General features: G+C 49.3%; 10 protein-coding genes. 6 read left to right on the top strand and 4 right to left on the bottom strand.

The window, feature by feature from the left end; translation table 11 throughout:
* Window positions 1–18: 18 nt before the first annotated feature.
* Window positions 19–1,734, bottom strand: coding sequence for a putative bifunctional diguanylate cyclase/phosphodiesterase (locus tag AAGC78_RS09405; protein WP_435783812.1), 1,716 nt, complete (start codon window positions 1,732–1,734; stop codon window positions 19–21).
* A gap of 250 nt (window positions 1,735–1,984) precedes the next feature.
* Here AAGC78_RS09405 and rep point away from each other — a divergent pair, with 250 nt between their 5' ends.
* On the top strand, window positions 1,985–4,003 hold the full coding sequence (rep, locus tag AAGC78_RS09400; RefSeq protein ID WP_435783811.1) for a DNA helicase Rep: 2,019 nt from the start codon (window positions 1,985–1,987) through the stop codon (window positions 4,001–4,003).
* Between the two features lie 315 nt (window positions 4,004–4,318).
* Window positions 4,319–7,621, top strand: coding sequence for a TonB-dependent receptor (locus AAGC78_RS09395; RefSeq protein ID WP_435783810.1), 3,303 nt, complete (start codon window positions 4,319–4,321; stop codon window positions 7,619–7,621).
* Window positions 7,622–7,751: 130 nt separating this feature from the next.
* Here AAGC78_RS09395 and AAGC78_RS09390 read toward each other — a convergent pair whose 3' ends face one another.
* Complete coding sequence (locus AAGC78_RS09390) at window positions 7,752–8,162, bottom strand: c-type cytochrome (protein WP_435783849.1); 411 nt, start codon at window positions 8,160–8,162, stop codon at window positions 7,752–7,754.
* A 237-nt stretch (window positions 8,163–8,399) separates the two neighbouring features.
* On the opposite strand from AAGC78_RS09390, the gene prsK reads away from it, so the two are divergent.
* The 4 genes from prsK to AAGC78_RS09370 all read left to right on the top strand — a co-directional run bounded on the left by prsK (window position 8,400) and on the right by AAGC78_RS09370 (window position 14,525).
* Entirely contained in the window at window positions 8,400–10,445 is a 2,046-nt protein-coding gene (gene prsK / locus AAGC78_RS09385) for an XrtA/PEP-CTERM system histidine kinase PrsK (protein WP_435783809.1), read from the top strand.
* Between the two features lie 9 nt (window positions 10,446–10,454).
* A complete protein-coding gene (gene prsR, locus AAGC78_RS09380) occupies window positions 10,455–11,843 on the top strand; it encodes a PEP-CTERM-box response regulator transcription factor (protein WP_435783808.1) in 1,389 nt (462 codons plus the stop codon).
* 218 nt (window positions 11,844–12,061) lie between these two features.
* Complete coding sequence (locus tag AAGC78_RS09375; RefSeq protein ID WP_435783807.1) at window positions 12,062–13,009, top strand: fibronectin type III domain-containing protein; 948 nt, start codon at window positions 12,062–12,064, stop codon at window positions 13,007–13,009.
* 94 nt (window positions 13,010–13,103) lie between these two features.
* On the top strand, window positions 13,104–14,525 hold the full coding sequence (locus AAGC78_RS09370; RefSeq protein WP_435783806.1) for an archaeosortase/exosortase family protein: 1,422 nt from the start codon (window positions 13,104–13,106) through the stop codon (window positions 14,523–14,525).
* A 7-nt stretch (window positions 14,526–14,532) separates the two neighbouring features.
* Here AAGC78_RS09370 and AAGC78_RS09365 read toward each other — a convergent pair whose 3' ends face one another.
* Window positions 14,533–15,684, bottom strand: coding sequence for a DegT/DnrJ/EryC1/StrS family aminotransferase (locus tag AAGC78_RS09365; protein ID WP_435783805.1), 1,152 nt, complete (start codon window positions 15,682–15,684; stop codon window positions 14,533–14,535).
* On the bottom strand, window positions 15,663–16,811 hold the full coding sequence (locus tag AAGC78_RS09360; RefSeq protein WP_435783804.1) for a glycosyltransferase family 2 protein: 1,149 nt from the start codon (window positions 16,809–16,811) through the stop codon (window positions 15,663–15,665). The genes AAGC78_RS09365 and AAGC78_RS09360 overlap by 22 nt, the downstream gene beginning before the upstream one ends.
* Window positions 16,812–16,848: the final 37 nt, after the last annotated feature.

Genomic DNA, 16,848 nt, shown 5'->3' with positions numbered 1-16,848 from the left:
ATCATAAGCGAGAAAAATTTAATTGAGATTCAGATGTTGATGCTCAGTCGACATCTGCAACCAATTCAAAATTTCAAGATAGGATTTGGGCGCAGAAAAATAATAGCCTTGCATCAAATCGCAGCCCATTTCTTTTAGCCACTCTTTTTGCTCTTTGGTTTCCACACCTTCAGCAACAACTAGTTTGCCAAGGTTGTGCGCCAGCATAATCATCGCCGACACCAAACGTTTATCGCTGAGACTGCGATTTAATTCTTGCAAGAAACCCAAATCGATTTTTACCGTGCTGATCGGCAACCGCTGTAAATGCAGCAGCGATGAGTTGCCCGCACCAAAACTGTCGAGTAAAAAATTAATACCGAAAAATGACAGCGGCCGCATGCACAGCGACACCAGTTCGATATTGTCGGCAAAAACGGTTTCGGTAATTTCAAATTCAATATCGCCCGGTTGGATATCGTTGTCGGCAAAAATGCGCGCAACTTCGTGCACCAAATTATCGTCTTTAAATTGCCGCATGGATAAATTAATCGCCATCATCAACGGGCCATCCCAAAATTCCTGCAACAATTTTAAATCGTTACAGGCTTGGCGAATCGCCCAATAACCTAAGGCGGTGATGATGCCGGTTTCTTCAGCGGTAGCAATAAAATCGCTGGCATTCAAAATGCCGACGTCGGGTTTATCCCAACGCAACAGTGCTTCAAGCGCGATAACTTTTCCGGTGCTCACATCGACACGCGGAATATAGTGCAATAAAAATTGCTGTTTTTTTAACGCCATGCGCAAATCGGATTCGAGCCGCAATTGGCGGCGCACATCCTGGTTCATCATCTCGGTGAAGAAACGATAATTGCTGCCGTCATCTTGCTTGGCTTTGTACATCGCCATGTCGGCGTGTTTCAGCAGTGTGTCGGCATCGCGTCCGGCTTGCGGATAAATGGCAATGCCGATACTGCAACCTACCACCACTTCGTGGCCGTTAATTTCGGCCGGTTGTTCGATGGCCTTAATCACTTTTTCCGCGATGTGCGCGACATCGGTATTGACCGCAATTTTTTGCAGCAGCAGGGTAAATTCATCGCCGCCCATGCGCGCAACTGAATCGCTGCGACGCAAGCAGGCATTCAAGCGCTCGGCGCAAATGCGGATAATTGCATCGCCGGCATCGTGACCAAAATTATCGTTTACTTGTTTGAAGCCGTTGAGGTCGATAAACATCAGGGTAAAGCTGGCGTTATCGCGTTCAGCCAAATGGATGGCGTGCTCGAGGCGATCACGAAATAAAATCCGGTTGGGAACGTCGGTAAGCGGGTCGTAATGGGCGAGACGGGTGAGGTGTTGCTCGGTGCGCTTGCGTTCAATCGCATAGCGTATTGCGCGTTCCAATAGCAGATGATCGATTTGACCTTTAATCAAATAATCGGCGGCACCGGCGCGAATGGCTTCGCGATCAACTTCGGTTTCCATTTCGTCGGTCATCACGACTATGGGGGTTTGGCATGCTTGGACGCGCGCAGCGTTTAACAAGTCGCGCGCATTCGAATCGCCCCAATAATAATCGAGCAGAGCGACATCAAATTGCTGGGTCAAAATTTTATTCAGGGCGAGATCAAGCTGGTCGCACCACACCAGCTCATATTCAACATGGCGAATGTGCGACAAAATCTCGGCGATAAGCAGGTACTCGCCCTGCTCACGGTCGATAAATAAAATTTTTACCTTGTTATCCATAGATCACTGTCCCTTAAACCCACTTAGTGGGCGCTAGCTCAATCTGCCATTCAAGAACTAATGGTAGCAGCCGCCCCAGCCAAACTAAACGGCCTGTTATATAACAAATAACCCCTACAAACCCTTCACACTTGCCTTGTAGTTATAGCAGTGAAAACGCCATTGCAAGCATAGTCGAGCTTGTTAGAATGCTCGCCCATTTGTTTGGCGCCATTTACTCGCAGCGCCTACTGCTCAGGCATTGCACACTGTGACCCAACTCAACCCGCGCCAAAAAGAAGCCGTTCTGTATATCGATGGCCCCTGCCTGGTATTGGCCGGTGCGGGCAGCGGCAAAACCAGTGTAATTACGCGCAAGATCGCCTATTTGATCGAGCAGTGCGACATGCCTGCGCGCCACATAGCCGCGCTCACTTTTACTAACAAAGCGGCGCGCGAGATGAAAGAACGCGCCAGCAAACTGGTGAAAGGCAGCGCTTCAAGAGGCCTGACGGTATCAACCTTCCACAATCTCGGCCTCAATATCATCCGCCGCGAGCACAAAAGCCTGGGCTTTAAACCCGGCTTTTCCATTTTCGACTCCGAAGATGCCCGCTCACTCCTGAAAGAATTGATGCTCAAAGATGGCGATCTCGATAGCGACCATCTCGATGTGGTGCAGAGCCAGATTTCCAACTGGAAGAATGACCTGATCAACCCCGGCCATGCATTAAGCAAGGCGCAAAGCCCCGGTGAGCAGACAATCGCACTGATTTACCAGCGCTACAATCAGGCGTTACGCGCTTACAACGCGGTCGACTTTGACGATTTGATCCTGATTCCGGTGGAATTGTTCCAAAGCAACGCCGAAGTTTTGGGGCGCTGGCAGCGCAAAATCCGCTATCTGCTGGTAGATGAGTACCAAGACACCAACTCCAGCCAGTATCTGCTGGTACAACTGATTGTCGGCGATCGCGGCAAGTTAACGGTGGTGGGCGATGACGACCAGTCGATCTATGCCTGGCGCGGTGCGCGGCCGGAAAACATGAGTTTACTCAAGCAGGATTATCCGACCTTGCGGGTGATCAAACTGGAGCAAAATTATCGCTCCACCAGCCGCATCCTGCGCGTGGCCAACCATCTCATTGCCAACAACCCACACGAATTCGATAAAGCCCTGTGGAGTGAGATGGGTCTGGGTGACCCTATCCGCGTGCTGCGCTGCAAAAATGAAGAGGCCGAAGCCGAGCGGGTGGCGACGGAAATCATCACCCAGCGTTTGCAGAAACAATATAAATTCCGCGATTTTGCCGTGCTTTATCGCGGCAACCATCAGGCGCGGCTGCTGGAAATGAAACTGCAGCACCACCAGATTCCCTACAAGATGAGCGGTGGCTCGTCGTTTTTTGGCAAAACCGAAATCAAAGACGTGATGGCCTACCTGCGCCTGATCGTAAACCCCGATGATGACAACGCTTTTTTGCGCGTTATCAACACCCCGCGCCGCCAGATCGGCACCAGCACCCTCGAAGCGCTGGGCGGTTACGCAAGCGAACGTGAGATCAGTCTATTTGCTGCGCTGGATGAGATAGGCTTGCAGAGTCGTATCCCCGAGAAAAACCTTGAGCGGTTACAGCGCTTTGGCCACTGGATTAAACAGGTCGGCCAAAATTGCCGGAGCGAAAATCCGGTCAATGCGATTCGCGAAATGCTCAGTGACATCGACTACGAAGGCTGGCTCTACCAGAACTCCAACACCCCCAAGGCCGCCGAAAAGCGCTTGGAAAACGTGTTTTATCTGGTCGAATCACTACAAAAAACCCTCGATAAAACCGCTAACGACGATGAAGAAGAGGAATCGCGCATAGAAGATGCCATCGCCAAACTGGTGCTGCGCGATTTGATGGAGCGGCAGGAAGAGGAAGACCTGAGCGACCAGGTGCAATTGATGACCTTGCACGCGTCCAAGGGGCTGGAGTTCCCCCACGTCTTTATGGTCGGACTGGAAGAGGAACTGCTGCCACATCGCAACAGTATCGAAGACAACAATATCGAAGAAGAGCGCCGCCTGACGTACGTGGGTATTACGCGCGCGCAAAAAACCCTGTCGATGACCCTTGCGGGCAAGCGCAAACAATTCGGCGAAATGAGCGAAACCACCCCCAGCCGCTTTTTGGATGAACTGCCACCGGAGGATGTCGAGTGGGAAGGTTTTGGCGAACAGAGCGCAGAAAAGAATGTCGCCAAGGGTGCAGAGACGCTCTCCAATCTGCTCAACCTGTTTGATTAATCCGCTGGTTTACAGCGCCGATTACCTATCACCAGTTTGCGCATTTGCTCAAACTGCCACCTGAACTACCATTTCCTGCCTTCAACCTGTACCCCCGTCCTCATCTGCAATAACCCCCTTGTTTTCCAATCGCTTACTGCACCAGCCGGATGCATTTCGCCTGCAATCCGCGCCTGATCCGCACCCAAACAGTCACCAGTTTGCGCTTCCTTCCCAAACTGGTGCGACACCATAGCGCAAGATGTTGAGTATGACGCCCCATGCTCTCGCACGAGGAGCATTCTTGATAAAAAAACATTACAGAGAGGCTTTGCTATGCATCCCCACAACAATAAACAATCCCATCGCTCAACCACCGCAGCCCCCGTTTTCCATCGCTCACTCTTGGCACTTTGCATCATGGCGTTGGCAGCGCCAGTTGTTGCGCAAACTGACGGCAGTGTCGACGAAGTCGTGGTCACCGGCGTACGCGCCAACCTGCAAAGCGCGCAAGAAATTAAACGCAATGCGGACACGGTAGTCGATTCCATTTCCGCCGAAGACATAGGCTCCCTGCCCGACCGCAGCGTACTTGAAGCTATGCAGCGGGTGCCCGGTGTATCCATCGAACGCTTTGCTTCAGCCAATGATCCGGACCACTTCAGCACCGAAGGTTCCGGCGCGGTGATTCGCGGTATGAACGCCACCCGCTCGGAGTTCAACGGGCGCGATTCCTTCACCGCCAACTCCGGCCGCGGCTTGAGCTTTCAGGATGTACCGCCTGAATTGATGGGCGGTGTGGACATCTACAAAAACCAGACTGCCGATATGATCGAAGGCGGAATTGGCGGCACCGTAAGCCTGCGCACCCGTAAACCATTCGATTCCGACGGTCGTGTAGTCGCCATCTCTGCCGACTACTCCTACGGCGATATGGCCGAAGATTGGACACCCACTGTATCTGCACTCTACAGCGACCGCTGGGATACAGATGCGGGTGAATTCGGCCTATTGCTCAATGTTGCCGACTCATCGCTGACCGGTATGTCCAACGGTATCCAGAGTGATGCCTATGTAAAATACGACGCTTCGGTACTTGCGGGTGCTGAACGTTTTGTCGGTGCAGATGGCAAAGGCACTGTGTGGATGCCAAACGGCTCCAACGCCTTGATGAAGACTGACGAGCGCGACCGCCAAGGCTTCGCAGCCGCGCTGCAATGGAAAAACACCGATGAAACCATTCTCGGGACTTTCCAATATATGCGTTCTGACGCTGAGTTAAACTGGACTGAATACGCCATTAAATATCAGGGCGGCTACTACGACGAAGGCTCAAAAACAGACGTACGCCGTACCCGTCCGCTGGAAGGCACTGAATTCAGCTTCACCGATGAAGGTATTTTTACCGCCGGTACCCTTACCGATTCCGATGGCTGGCGCTCGGCTGATGGCAACACTAATCGCATCCCGCGTGCCTGGGGTGATGATCCGGTGAATATCCCGCAATGGGGCCACATCTTCTCCACCGATACCCGCTACAAAAGCACGCGCACACTGGTGGATGATTACTCGTTCAACCTGAAATTCACCCCCAATGACAACTGGGAATACTCGCTCGATCTGCAATACATCGACGCAAGCACCGACGATGACGACGTAACCGTAATGCTCGCCACCCATGCGATGCAGGACTACGACACCCGTGGCAGTACGCCGTCGCTGACCCTGATCGAGCCCTGGAACGGCTTCCGCACCAAGAATCCGGATATATACGCCACCGGCTTCCCCGGTTTTTCCGGTGATCCAGCGGGCGATAGCAACTACTTCCAGGACCCGACTTCCTACTTCTGGCAGGCGGCAATGGATCACTACGAGCGCTCTGAAGGCGACTCACTGGCAAGCCGCATCGATATCAAACACACCTTGGACGACAACTTTATCACCAGCATCAGCGGCGGCTTGCGCCTGGCCGAGCGCGAGCAAACTGTGCGCTCATCCATTTATAACTGGGGTGCGCTGGGGCCACGCTGGCAACAAGATATCTACTGGGCGGATCTGGAAAAAGTATCCGGTCAGGAATATACCCAAGTCGACTGGAGTGATTTCCATCGCGGCGGTGTGCTGACTATTCCCGGCGACGGCATGTTGCACGCATCACCTTCATTGGTAAAAGACGTGATTAACGGGCGCGAGCTATTAGCCGCAGCGGGTTCATTTATCCCTGCCAACAAGCGCGCAGGCACCACGGATTTCTTCACGCCCTCAGAAGTCTATGTCACCAAAGAAACCAACGAAGCTGCTTATGTAAAAGTGGATTTCGGTTCCGATGATTACGCGCTGCGCTTTAGCGGTAACCTCGGTTTGCGTTATGTACGTTTGGAGCGCGATGCACTCGGCTCGGTACAGTACCCGGATTTGGTTCCCGACTCAGCGGCTCCGGCCGGTATCAGCCTGCCATTGACCAGCGCAGCAGTAGAAGCCTGGACAGTACAAGCCAGTCAGGCGCTTTATGAGCAAGGCGGTTACGCTGATCTGGCCGCTGCACGCACTGCATTACTGGCAATGCCTTCATCAAAATGGACGAGCGACCCGAACAACTTCCTGAGCAACGATGAGCGCGGCTTTGGCAACAATGCCTTCACCGTGCAAAACGCCAACTCGACCTATTCCGCAACCCTGCCCAGCCTCAACCTCAAAGTGGAGCTGAGCGATGATTTGATCTCCCGCTTCGCGGTCGCCAAAGCTATCGCCCTGCCGGATATGGAAGCGGTGAAAAACCAGGCCAACCTCAGCTCGCTGGCGTTGAATATTGAGCAACCAGAGCGCGATCCATTAAATCCATCAGCTGGTGGCGGTATTCTCGGCGCCGAAGTTGCCGGTTGGAGAGGCAGCTCGGGCAACCCTGGCCTCAAGCCAATGGAATCGACCCAATTCGATGCCTCCTTGGAATGGTACTTCGCCAGCGTTGGCTCCCTTACCACGACGGTGTTTTACAAAGATCTCTCCAACTTCTTTGTCTACGGCACCTTCGCGCGCAATTTCACCAACCCGGTTTCCGGTGTTACCCAAACAGTTGAGGTGGAAGGCACCCGCAACGGTGGCGATGGCACCATGCAGGGCTTTGAAGTTGCCTATCAGCAGTTCTACGACATGCTGCCAGCACCTTGGGATGGTTTAGGTTTGCAGGTGAACTACACCTACATCGACGCCAACGGTGTGCCTAATGGTGGCGATGAAAGTGCTGACGGCTTCGCTGGCACCGCAACGGATACCGGTGCGCGCGTTGATTTGGCTAATGTACCGCTGCAAGGTCAATCCAAAGACACCTTCAACGTAGTCGCCATGTACGACAAGAACGACTGGTCATTGCGTCTGGCTTACAACTGGCGCTCCAAGTACCTGCTGACCACACGCGACGTGATCAGTAAGTATCCGCTGTGGAATGATGCTTCCGGCTTCCTCGACGGCTCGGCCTTTTACAACATCAACGACAACGTGACCGTCGGCTTGCAATTGACCAACATCGCCAACACCCAAACCAAAACCATCATGATCCTCGATGGCGAAGGTGCAGAAGCTGGACGCTCATGGTTTGTGAATGACCGCCGTGCAGCGCTGATCTTGAAAGCGACCTTCTAATATCGGCAATGAGCAAATCCCACGGACGGGATTTAGCGCAGTAAAAAAATAAACCCTCGCCATTTCACAATGGCGAGGGTTTATTTTTTGGAGCAGGAATTTTTTAAGCGGAAATTGGCCAATCAGCAGCTTATTTGCTGTGATCGATCATGTAATCCACCGCTGCTTTCAGTTCGTCATCAGTACAAGCTGCACACATACCCTTAGGTGGCATGGCGTTGAAACCGTTGATCGCATGGGTGTAGAGAGTGTCTTTACCCTTGGCGATACGCGGCGCCCAATCAGCGGCAGTACCGTACTTGGGCGCGCCCATTACACCAGCACCGTGACAGGTGGTGCAGAAACCGGAAAAAACATCCTTACCTGATTTTGGGCCTGCCGCAGCGGCTGGTGCAGGTGCAGCAGCACATTCATCACCTTGCATACAGGTAGTGCCCACAGGAGCGATACGCGCCTGCACATCATCTTCTTTAGCTTCTTTGGCGACAGCAGATCCGGCAACCAGACCGGCAACTAACAGAATTCCGAACAATTTTTTCATGTGGCTCACGGTGTTTTCCTCATTTGTATCAGGCTGCTGAAACCCTGCTTCAGCACACCTATTGTAAATTCATTCGATCTGGCATGGATCGGGGCGGCGCATTATAGCGGCAAATACCCACACAGGCGATGGCAGTATTTAATTGTCTCGCTAAGAATAGTGGCGCAATTTGATCTGCCTCATTCAACTGATATGCTTATTGCCAAGACTTATACCCATCGCAGGATTTTGGCAGGTATGGAATATAACAGCGTCACCTTTGTTGCCTACTTTAGCGCGGCGGTCGTTTCTGCCCTGCTGACCATGACCTATCTGTACCAATTGACGCGCAAACAAAAGACCTGGCTGTTTGCTGGCGCAGCGACTGTCCATACTTTGCACCTCGGCGCTATCGCCCTCTCCTTTTCAGAATATTCTATTCCGCTGTATTTGCTGATCATTTTTGAGTATTTGCACTTTAATGCCTGGGTTTTCTGCATCGGTCTCAGCCTTAAACGCAATTCCCAGCGTAAACAGCTACCCACCAGTCTGCAATTGCTGTTCAGCGGCGGCTGGCCGATCACCGCGCTCGCAATCGGCATGATGTTTATTCCCAACGCCAACCAAGCGGGATTATCTGTCTGGTTCGCATTAGGGTTGGCAGTCATCGCATTAGTCAGCGTCGAACAGCTTTATCGTTACGCCGGTGAGAATGACCGCCAGATCAAGCTGCTGTGTATGAACCTCGCGGCGATTTTCCTCTACGACATCTATCTATTTACCCACGCACTCATCTTCAAAGGCCTCGACCCCATGCTCTGGCAATCGCGCGCAGCGGTATCCATGGCCACCTGTTTGTTTATGGCATTGGGCGGCATCCTGCTATTGCAGCGCACCGAACGCCCCGCCAACTTCAACTTATCCCGCCCCATTGCGTTTTACACCACCTCATTAGTCGGCGTCGGCGTATTGATTACCGTGCTCTCGCTCGGAGGTTATTACGTGCGTTTGTACGGCGGCAACTGGGGCACAGTCTTTTACAGCCTGTTGCTGGTGGGCGCGGTATTGCTGATTGCGACCGTCTTTATCTCCAGCCGCATTCGCATGAAGCTTTCGGTGCTGATCAACAAACATTTATTCCGCTACAAATACGATTATCGCAACGAGTGGCTGCGCCTGATCAATTATCTCGCCCAGCCCGCCGAGGCCAGCGAAGTAAACCAACGCGCATTTTTTGCGGTTGCCTCAACCACCAAAGCACCGAGCGGCGCCATCTGGCTGCGCAAGCAAGGTTTTTATGAGCCCGTATATCGGGCCAACCTGCCGAGTTTTGTCGACCTGCAAGAAGAGCCGGTCGACAGCGCCTTTTGCCGTGCGTTTATTGAATCCGAATGGGTTTTCATTCCTGACAGCGGCGATAACGAAGCACTCAGCCAACACAATGAATTGCTACCACATTGGGCGCACAATATTCCCGATCTCTGGTTGATGTTCCCACTGATTGTGGGTGAAGAACTGGTAGGGTTTATGGCGCTCACCAAACCGGGCGGGGACGAAACCCTGACCTGGGAAGATCTGGATTTATTGAAAACCATGGGCCGCCAGATCGCCAGTTACCTCAAACGCCATCAACAGGCCGAGCAATTAGTAGAGGGCCGCCAATTCGATACCTATAACAAACTGGTCGCATTTATTATCCACGACCTGAACAACCTGATTGCGCAACAGGCGCTGGTGGTGCGCAACGCCGAGAAACACAAAGACAATCCGGCCTTTTTTGAAGATGCAATCAAGACCATTAGCAACTCGGTTGACCGCATGAACAACCTGCTGAAAAAATTGCGCCGCGACGATTCCGATTTGGTGAAACGCTTGTCGATTATGGAAGTCATCCAGCAAGCCATCAGCGAATGTCATCGCAGTAGCCCCAAACTCACTGCCGAAATACAAACCACCAATCGCACGATCAATGCAGATCAAGTCAGATTGGTGATGACCATCACCAACTTCATTAAAAATGCGCAAGAAGCCACGCCAGACAACGGTCTTGTTCATGTTACACTGCAAATTCACAACAACTGGGCAGTCATCACTATCGAAGACACCGGTTCCGGTATGGATTGGGATTTTATCCACAACCGCTTATTCAAACCGTTTGAAACAACCAAATCCGGCAAAGGCATGGGTATTGGTGTTTATTTATCGCGTGAATATATTAGTGAGCTGAGCGGCACCTTGAACGTCGCCAGCGAATTGGGTGAGGGCACCACAATTACCATCACCCTCCCATTGAACAAGGATTAGCGCAATCGCATGAGTAAAACGACCATCTCCAAACCTATTTTGCTCATCGTTGAAGACGATGCAGGCCTGCAAAGCCAATTGCGCTGGCACTTTGACCAATACGAAACCATCGTCGCTGACAACCGTCAGGACGCCATAGCTGCACTCCGCCTACACGAAGCATCCGTCATTATTCAGGATTTGGGTTTACCACCTGACGAAGATGGTGTAGACGAAGGTTTCAAATGTATCCAGGATATTTTGCGCATATCCCCCAATAGCAAAGTTATCGTAATGACCGGCAAAACCGATCGCGATAACGCCCTGCGCGCTGTCGCCATGGGCGCTTACGATTTCTATCAAAAACCGGTTGATCCAAACACACTGGATTTGATTGTGCAGCGCGCTTTCCACATCCACGAATTGGAAGACTACAATCGCCGCTTGAGCCTCTCGCAACAAGAACCGCTGGAAGGCCTGATCACCAACGATCCGCAACTGCTCAAAATCTGTCGTCAACTCGAAAAAATATCCCCCACCACGGTCACCTGCACCCTGCTCGGCGAAAGCGGCACGGGTAAAGAAGTAATGGCACGCGCAATCCATCAATTGAGCCCGCGCAAAACCAAACGTTTTGTCGCTATCAACTGCGCCGCAGTGCCAGAGAATTTGATCGAGAGCGAACTCTTCGGCTATGAGAAAGGCGCCTTCACCGGCGCCAATAAAACCACCATCGGAAAAGTAGAAACCGCCAACGAAGGCACCCTGTTTCTCGACGAAATTGGCGACATGCCGCTCAATCTGCAAGCCAAACTTTTGCGCTTTCTGCAAGAACGGGTTATTGAGCGTGTGGGTGGAAGATCAGAGATTCCTGTGGACGTTCGCGTGATCTGCGCAACCAACAAAAATCTCGAAGAAATGGTAAAAGCCGGCAGCTTCCGCGAGGACTTGTTCTACCGAATTTGCGAGATGACGGTAGTCATTCCGCCACTGCGTAACCGTCTCGGCGACAAAGTTTTACTGGCACGTCATTTCAAACTCAAATTCGCCAAAGAACACGGCCAGAATGTCACCGGCTTTACCCCCGACGCAATCGCCGCAATTGAAAACTACGGTTGGCCAGGCAATATTCGGGAAATGGAAAACAAGATAAAACGCGCGGTGATCATGGCCGATGGCAAACACGTCACCCGTGAGGACTTGGGGCTAGCAGAAGCAGGCGAGCTATCACTTAACCTACGACACGTGAGACAAGAAGCAGAGCGTGGCGCCATATTACGCGCACTAAGCATGACGGATAACAATATTTCAGCCGCAGCAAAACTGTTGGGAGTCACCCGCCCAACATTCTATGACCTCATCAAAAAATACGATATGACACAGGAATACCCCTCGACTGTGCATGACCCTGATGAGTAAATGCTTCCAGTAATTTTGCACATATGATTAAAAGCTATAAAAAATCCATATGTGCGGTGACACACATATCACAATAATTGGTTAGCAAATCTCGAAAATCACAAATATTCATCACAAACCCGCTGCTTACTCCTGTAGATGCTAAATATAAGCACTCATTGGAGCATTTAGCCCTTTATTACCAAAAGCAAACAAATTTACGACGCAGGTGTTAACAGATGTACGTGCAAACGAAGAAACTGGCAGCAATCAGCCTATTCCTGCTGTTCTCATCCATTGTGCTCACTGGATGTGGTGGCGCATCATCCGATGAAGGCTCACCAACCACTCCCAGTAGCACAGCAAATAAACCTGATGTCAGCAGTATTGCGACCAGCTCGAACGCACTAAGTTCGATAACGCCGTCATCAGTTGCATCTTCAACCTCTTCAAACTCTTCTTCATTAAGCAGCAAAGAGTCGAGCTCAACACAGAGCTATACGCGCATCTCGCGCTCAAGTAACTCCTCAGTGGCAGTGGATGATGGTAGCCGAGATACAACCCCCCCTGAGGCCACCTCTTTGCAACTTTATCGATTATCGGAAACCAGCATCACTGTTATTTGGGACGATGCGATTGATAATGCAGGAATTAATCACTACAAAATTACTCGTAACGGAGTGGTTATTGCGACAGCAGATATTTCTTCACACATTCTTGTAGACCAAAATCTAGCGGCGGATACGGAATATAACTATGTTATTACCGCAGTTGACTTTTCGGGTAACGCCACAGCATCCCCACCCCTCACTGTACGAACCCTGGCAACATTTAATGGAGCAAGCTCCGCATCAAGTATGAGCAAATCAAGTTCAAGCTCAACACCCAGCTCAAGCTCCAATAGCGCAAACGCCAGCTCACAATCCAGCAGTGGAACACAGCAAATCTTTACTATTACCTGGAATCACCCAACAACAAGGGAGGATGGCGCATTTCTCGACCCAGATGAGATTGGCGGTTACGAAATTCGCTATCGCAAAGCATCTGATAGCCGCTACACCTATATCATTCTGAACGGTAACAGGGCGAATGCATACACACATAAAGGCGATAAAAATACAGAATTTGAAATCGCAGCCTTCGACACCAACGGGGTTTACGGCCATTTCACGAAAATAAGTTATTAATAATAAGAGACAAAAATTGAACTAGGGCTTTTTTTATAAGACCGCGCTATTATGAACCACATCACAAATAATTGGACTTAATAGCGCATTCCCTATGGATTTAAGCAGGAACTTTCAGCAGCTACGTGTAGCACTTCCACTTTTCTCAGCAATCGCAGTTGTGGTTTTTCTCTATAACCCCAGTATCGCGACCTTGTGGGATAAATGGACTTTGTGGGACCAAGATCTTGCCCACTCAATCCCTACTATTGCGGTAATGCTTGCGTTACTGGCAAGAAAAAACTATCGACAAACCGAACCAACAACACACGCTAACTATTATTGGCTTCAGATCCTAGGACTCGCCGCCTGCTCTTTATCTTGGTACCTTTTCGAAAGTTTAAGCATTAGCCTTCCCGCATACTTCGCGTTAATGGCCACATTGGGTCTATTTATTAGCGCAAGTACATCACCATCAGTGATGTGGTCTGCACTTCCCTGCTTGGGACTCTTACTCTTTACTATTCCTATCTGGTCGGATCTAAGCGGCTTGTTAGTAAAACTGGCCAGCACTGTAGTTGGATACACAGTAAAGATGAGCCAAATTACTGTCTTGTTAGACGGCAGCAGCCTTTTTCTGCCAAGTGGAACAATTTACATCGCCGATGGTTGTTCAGGCATACGCTATTTCATAATAGCCCTACTAATGGGTTATATACTCATCCTGCTCAATCAATATAAATGGAGAATGGCACTAGCCACAATAATTATCGCAGCCACATTAGGTTTGCTCGCGAATTGGCTAAGAATTTACCTTCTTGTACTTATTGGCTATCACACAGAAATGCAAAGTAGTTTAATGCGAGACCATGAAACCTTTGGATGGATAGTATTCGCCAGCATTTTAATTCCCGCCATCTATTTTTCTCCCGTACTCAGAGGCAATACCTCTACAATAACTATCCCTAAACGCTTCCGTTTTTTTCCACTTGTTCCACTCGCCATTGGGCCATTACTTCTGTATTTTAATAATGACAACACCACCAAAGAGAATCCGCTCAACCTGAACCACCTTACTGCACACCAATCGGCGACAAGCCAACTCATAGGGACCAAACTACAACCAGGCATTCCCCTAAAAGAAGAAAAATTTATTACGCTTAATCAATTATCAATTCGGGTTGATTTATTCATCAACACCCCACAATCAGGTAGAGACAAAATTGTCCCATTTATTGGCGGGCTGACTGATGGCTCAGAATGGCAGCTAGATCAATCAATAAGCAGCAGCAATAATTTCAAACTGGATATCCATAAAAAAGTTGGAGGAGTGACTAGAGTTATTATCGCCAAACAATATATCGTTGGCGCAATGAAAACAGACAGTTACTGGAAGGCGAAACTTATGCAGATTATCGCAAAGGCCAGCAACAAGAGTTACTTTGGTCTACTAACAGCGCAAGCAAATTGCAAAAACGATTGCACTGAAGAAATTCAGCAGATAAGCCAATCACTAATAACCATTAGCCCACAATAATTGTGGGCTAATGGTTATGTGCAGCAAACAAGCCGCACAATTTTTTTCGTAAAGCTTTAGAGATGCTGTCATTTACCGGTAAAGTAACAAAACGGCAAGCAAATGAATTAGCATTTTCAAGCGATGACGCTATTGTCACTAAACCACCAACTCCATCTACTTTATCAATCGCCACGCAATACATAGCCGACGCGCCAAGCCCCTCATCACGCATGTATGCAAGCAATTTATCTCTTATCTCTCCATCTTTACACAACAATGGGTATCGCAATAAGCGTGCTGCTCTCAATGATGCCAAGGGCAGCAGTTGCTGCAAATTATCAGTGGCATCATCATACATTTGTCGCAAATCAGTTTTGCAACTCGAATAGCTGTTAAAATTCGAGGTTAATAAACTCACACGAAAAGCATCCAATGCCTCAATTTTTTGGAGCGGAATATACTTGGTCTCCCCCAAGCGCAAAAAAGGATTGCGATTTAGAAACATGTAGAAGAAAGGAATAAGCAAAATATTATAAGCACTAATTTTTATTTTTAGCAGCGCCGTGGAGGTTTGAGAGGAAGCTATATGCTGCGAAGCCGCGCATGAAAGCGACCCCCTTGACAACAATAATCCGCCCCCCAATAAGCTTAAAGGCTTTCCTCGACCGAATGAAAAAGTTACATAGTCGGAAAAAAAATGCATCTCATTAGTAGAGGACGGAAACCACTGCGCATTATCTTCAATTAAGCGAGTCGCCAACCCCTTATGGATAATAAGATCTCGCAATTGCTCCAATCGCTCCGCAATCCCTAAAAAATTAATTGCGATTACTGCCACAACTCGATGATCCAATTGAGTACTGAGCTCATCCAAATTGTACGAAGGATCATTAAAAGCTACATCTACGACCACAGGCTCAATACCTGCAAATACACATGCAGCAACGAGATCAGGGCAACAATATCCAGGAATAATTGCGCGAGGAGCAGGTAAATCGGAAAAGTGTGCTTTAGCATCCAAAAGTGCCAACGCCAAGGCGGATGTCCCTGAATCAACCCAATACTTATTATAGGGAAGAATATCTTCTAATAGATTTTCTGAAGATTGCAACAGCGAAATTTTTCTCCCCACCGGAGGTAGATCACCATGTGGCATCATCTGGCTGAAGGCTTCCATATTGTCATTCGCTGACCGGCGATAAATTTAATAGATGCATCCAGCAAAGCAATATTTACCTGCACAAAAAAATACACCAATTTAATTATGGAGATTGACTGTAAATTTGGTAAAAAATGAGCCACAACCGCCACTCCATAAAAAGCTAATTGCCCAATGAACAACAATAAATAAAATCCTCCATTAGATGCGATTAGCGAATTAATCAAGAAGAATGCCAACAAAAACCATGGGGTCATCCAACGCATTAACTTGTGCGAAATCACCTGAAACGAGAAGAAACCAAAACGCCCAAATCCCAATACTTCAGCGTGACGAGATAGCCCCGTCATGCCACGAATCACCGTTCTGATTTTTCGCTGATATTCCTTGGACGGATCTTTTAGATCCTGATAAAAACCTAAAACATCAGGCGCAGTTACCGCACGCAACCCTGCCTTGGCAGTATTCAATGCGGTGTTGAAGTCACTTGGTGAATGAATATCCCATTCATTGCATAGAGATTTACGCACAGCAAAAAATGAACCGCTTAACCCCACCAGCCCAGCAAGCTTGGACTCCTGACGGCGTAACCACATTTCATATTTAACGTATGCCCCCTCTCCCGCCACAACACCATCTTGACCGATAAAACGATCTTCACTCGAAACAGCACCAACTTCAGGATCATCAAAATAAACCATCAATTTTTGAATACCATCATGAGGGATTTGTGTTGCAACATCACTGAACACTAATATTTCCCCACTCGCCTCTTTGATGGCGCATTGCTGAGCATGCTCCTTGCCCAAACGCTCAGGCGCACGTACCAATCTGACTCCGCGAGCAGAATATTCACGCACGATCTCATCAGTTGCATCCTCAGAACAATCGGAGGCGATAATTATTTCAAATTTTCCATCATTCACCACCAACTGAAGGCAATTTTCTATTTTTTCCCTAATTCTTGCCTCTTCATTGTAAGCAGTGACAATAAGTGAAACGCTTTTCTCCTGCTCTGCCACAGCAATGACTGAGGAAACTCGCCTTGCCTCCGCTCGAATTACCAAAATTCGCAAAATAAAAGGATAAATAAAGTAGCTGTATACAGCCGCAATACCAAACAACCAAAACAAAAATGTTAACATTCTGATTCCTACCTGTCCCTAACATATCAAGTGAACA

The sequence above is a fragment of the Cellvibrio sp. genome, from assembly GCF_039207905.1.
GTDB lineage: Bacteria > Pseudomonadota > Gammaproteobacteria > Pseudomonadales > Cellvibrionaceae > Cellvibrio.
Note: the sequence above shows the minus strand (reverse complement) of the source record. Positions and strands in the feature narration are given on the sequence as shown.

Excerpts from the sequence above, each read along its gene's own strand:
- AAGC78_RS09405 (WP_435783812.1), bottom strand. The coding sequence starts at position 1,734 with ATGGATAACAAGGTAAAAATTTTATTTATCGACCGTGAGCAGGGCGAG.
- AAGC78_RS09395 (WP_435783810.1), top strand. The coding sequence starts at position 4,319 with ATGCATCCCCACAACAATAAACAATCCCATCGCTCAACCACCGCAGCC.
- AAGC78_RS09360 (WP_435783804.1), bottom strand. The coding sequence starts at position 16,811 with ATGTTAACATTTTTGTTTTGGTTGTTTGGTATTGCGGCTGTATACAGC.
- prsR (WP_435783808.1), top strand. The coding sequence starts at position 10,455 with ATGAGTAAAACGACCATCTCCAAACCTATTTTGCTCATCGTTGAAGAC.
- AAGC78_RS09390 (WP_435783849.1), bottom strand. The coding sequence starts at position 8,162 with ATGAAAAAATTGTTCGGAATTCTGTTAGTTGCCGGTCTGGTTGCCGGA.
- AAGC78_RS09370 (WP_435783806.1), top strand. The coding sequence starts at position 13,104 with ATGGATTTAAGCAGGAACTTTCAGCAGCTACGTGTAGCACTTCCACTT.
- AAGC78_RS09365 (WP_435783805.1), bottom strand. The coding sequence starts at position 15,684 with ATGGAAGCCTTCAGCCAGATGATGCCACATGGTGATCTACCTCCGGTG.
- prsK (WP_435783809.1), top strand. The coding sequence starts at position 8,400 with ATGGAATATAACAGCGTCACCTTTGTTGCCTACTTTAGCGCGGCGGTC.
- AAGC78_RS09375 (WP_435783807.1), top strand. The coding sequence starts at position 12,062 with ATGTACGTGCAAACGAAGAAACTGGCAGCAATCAGCCTATTCCTGCTG.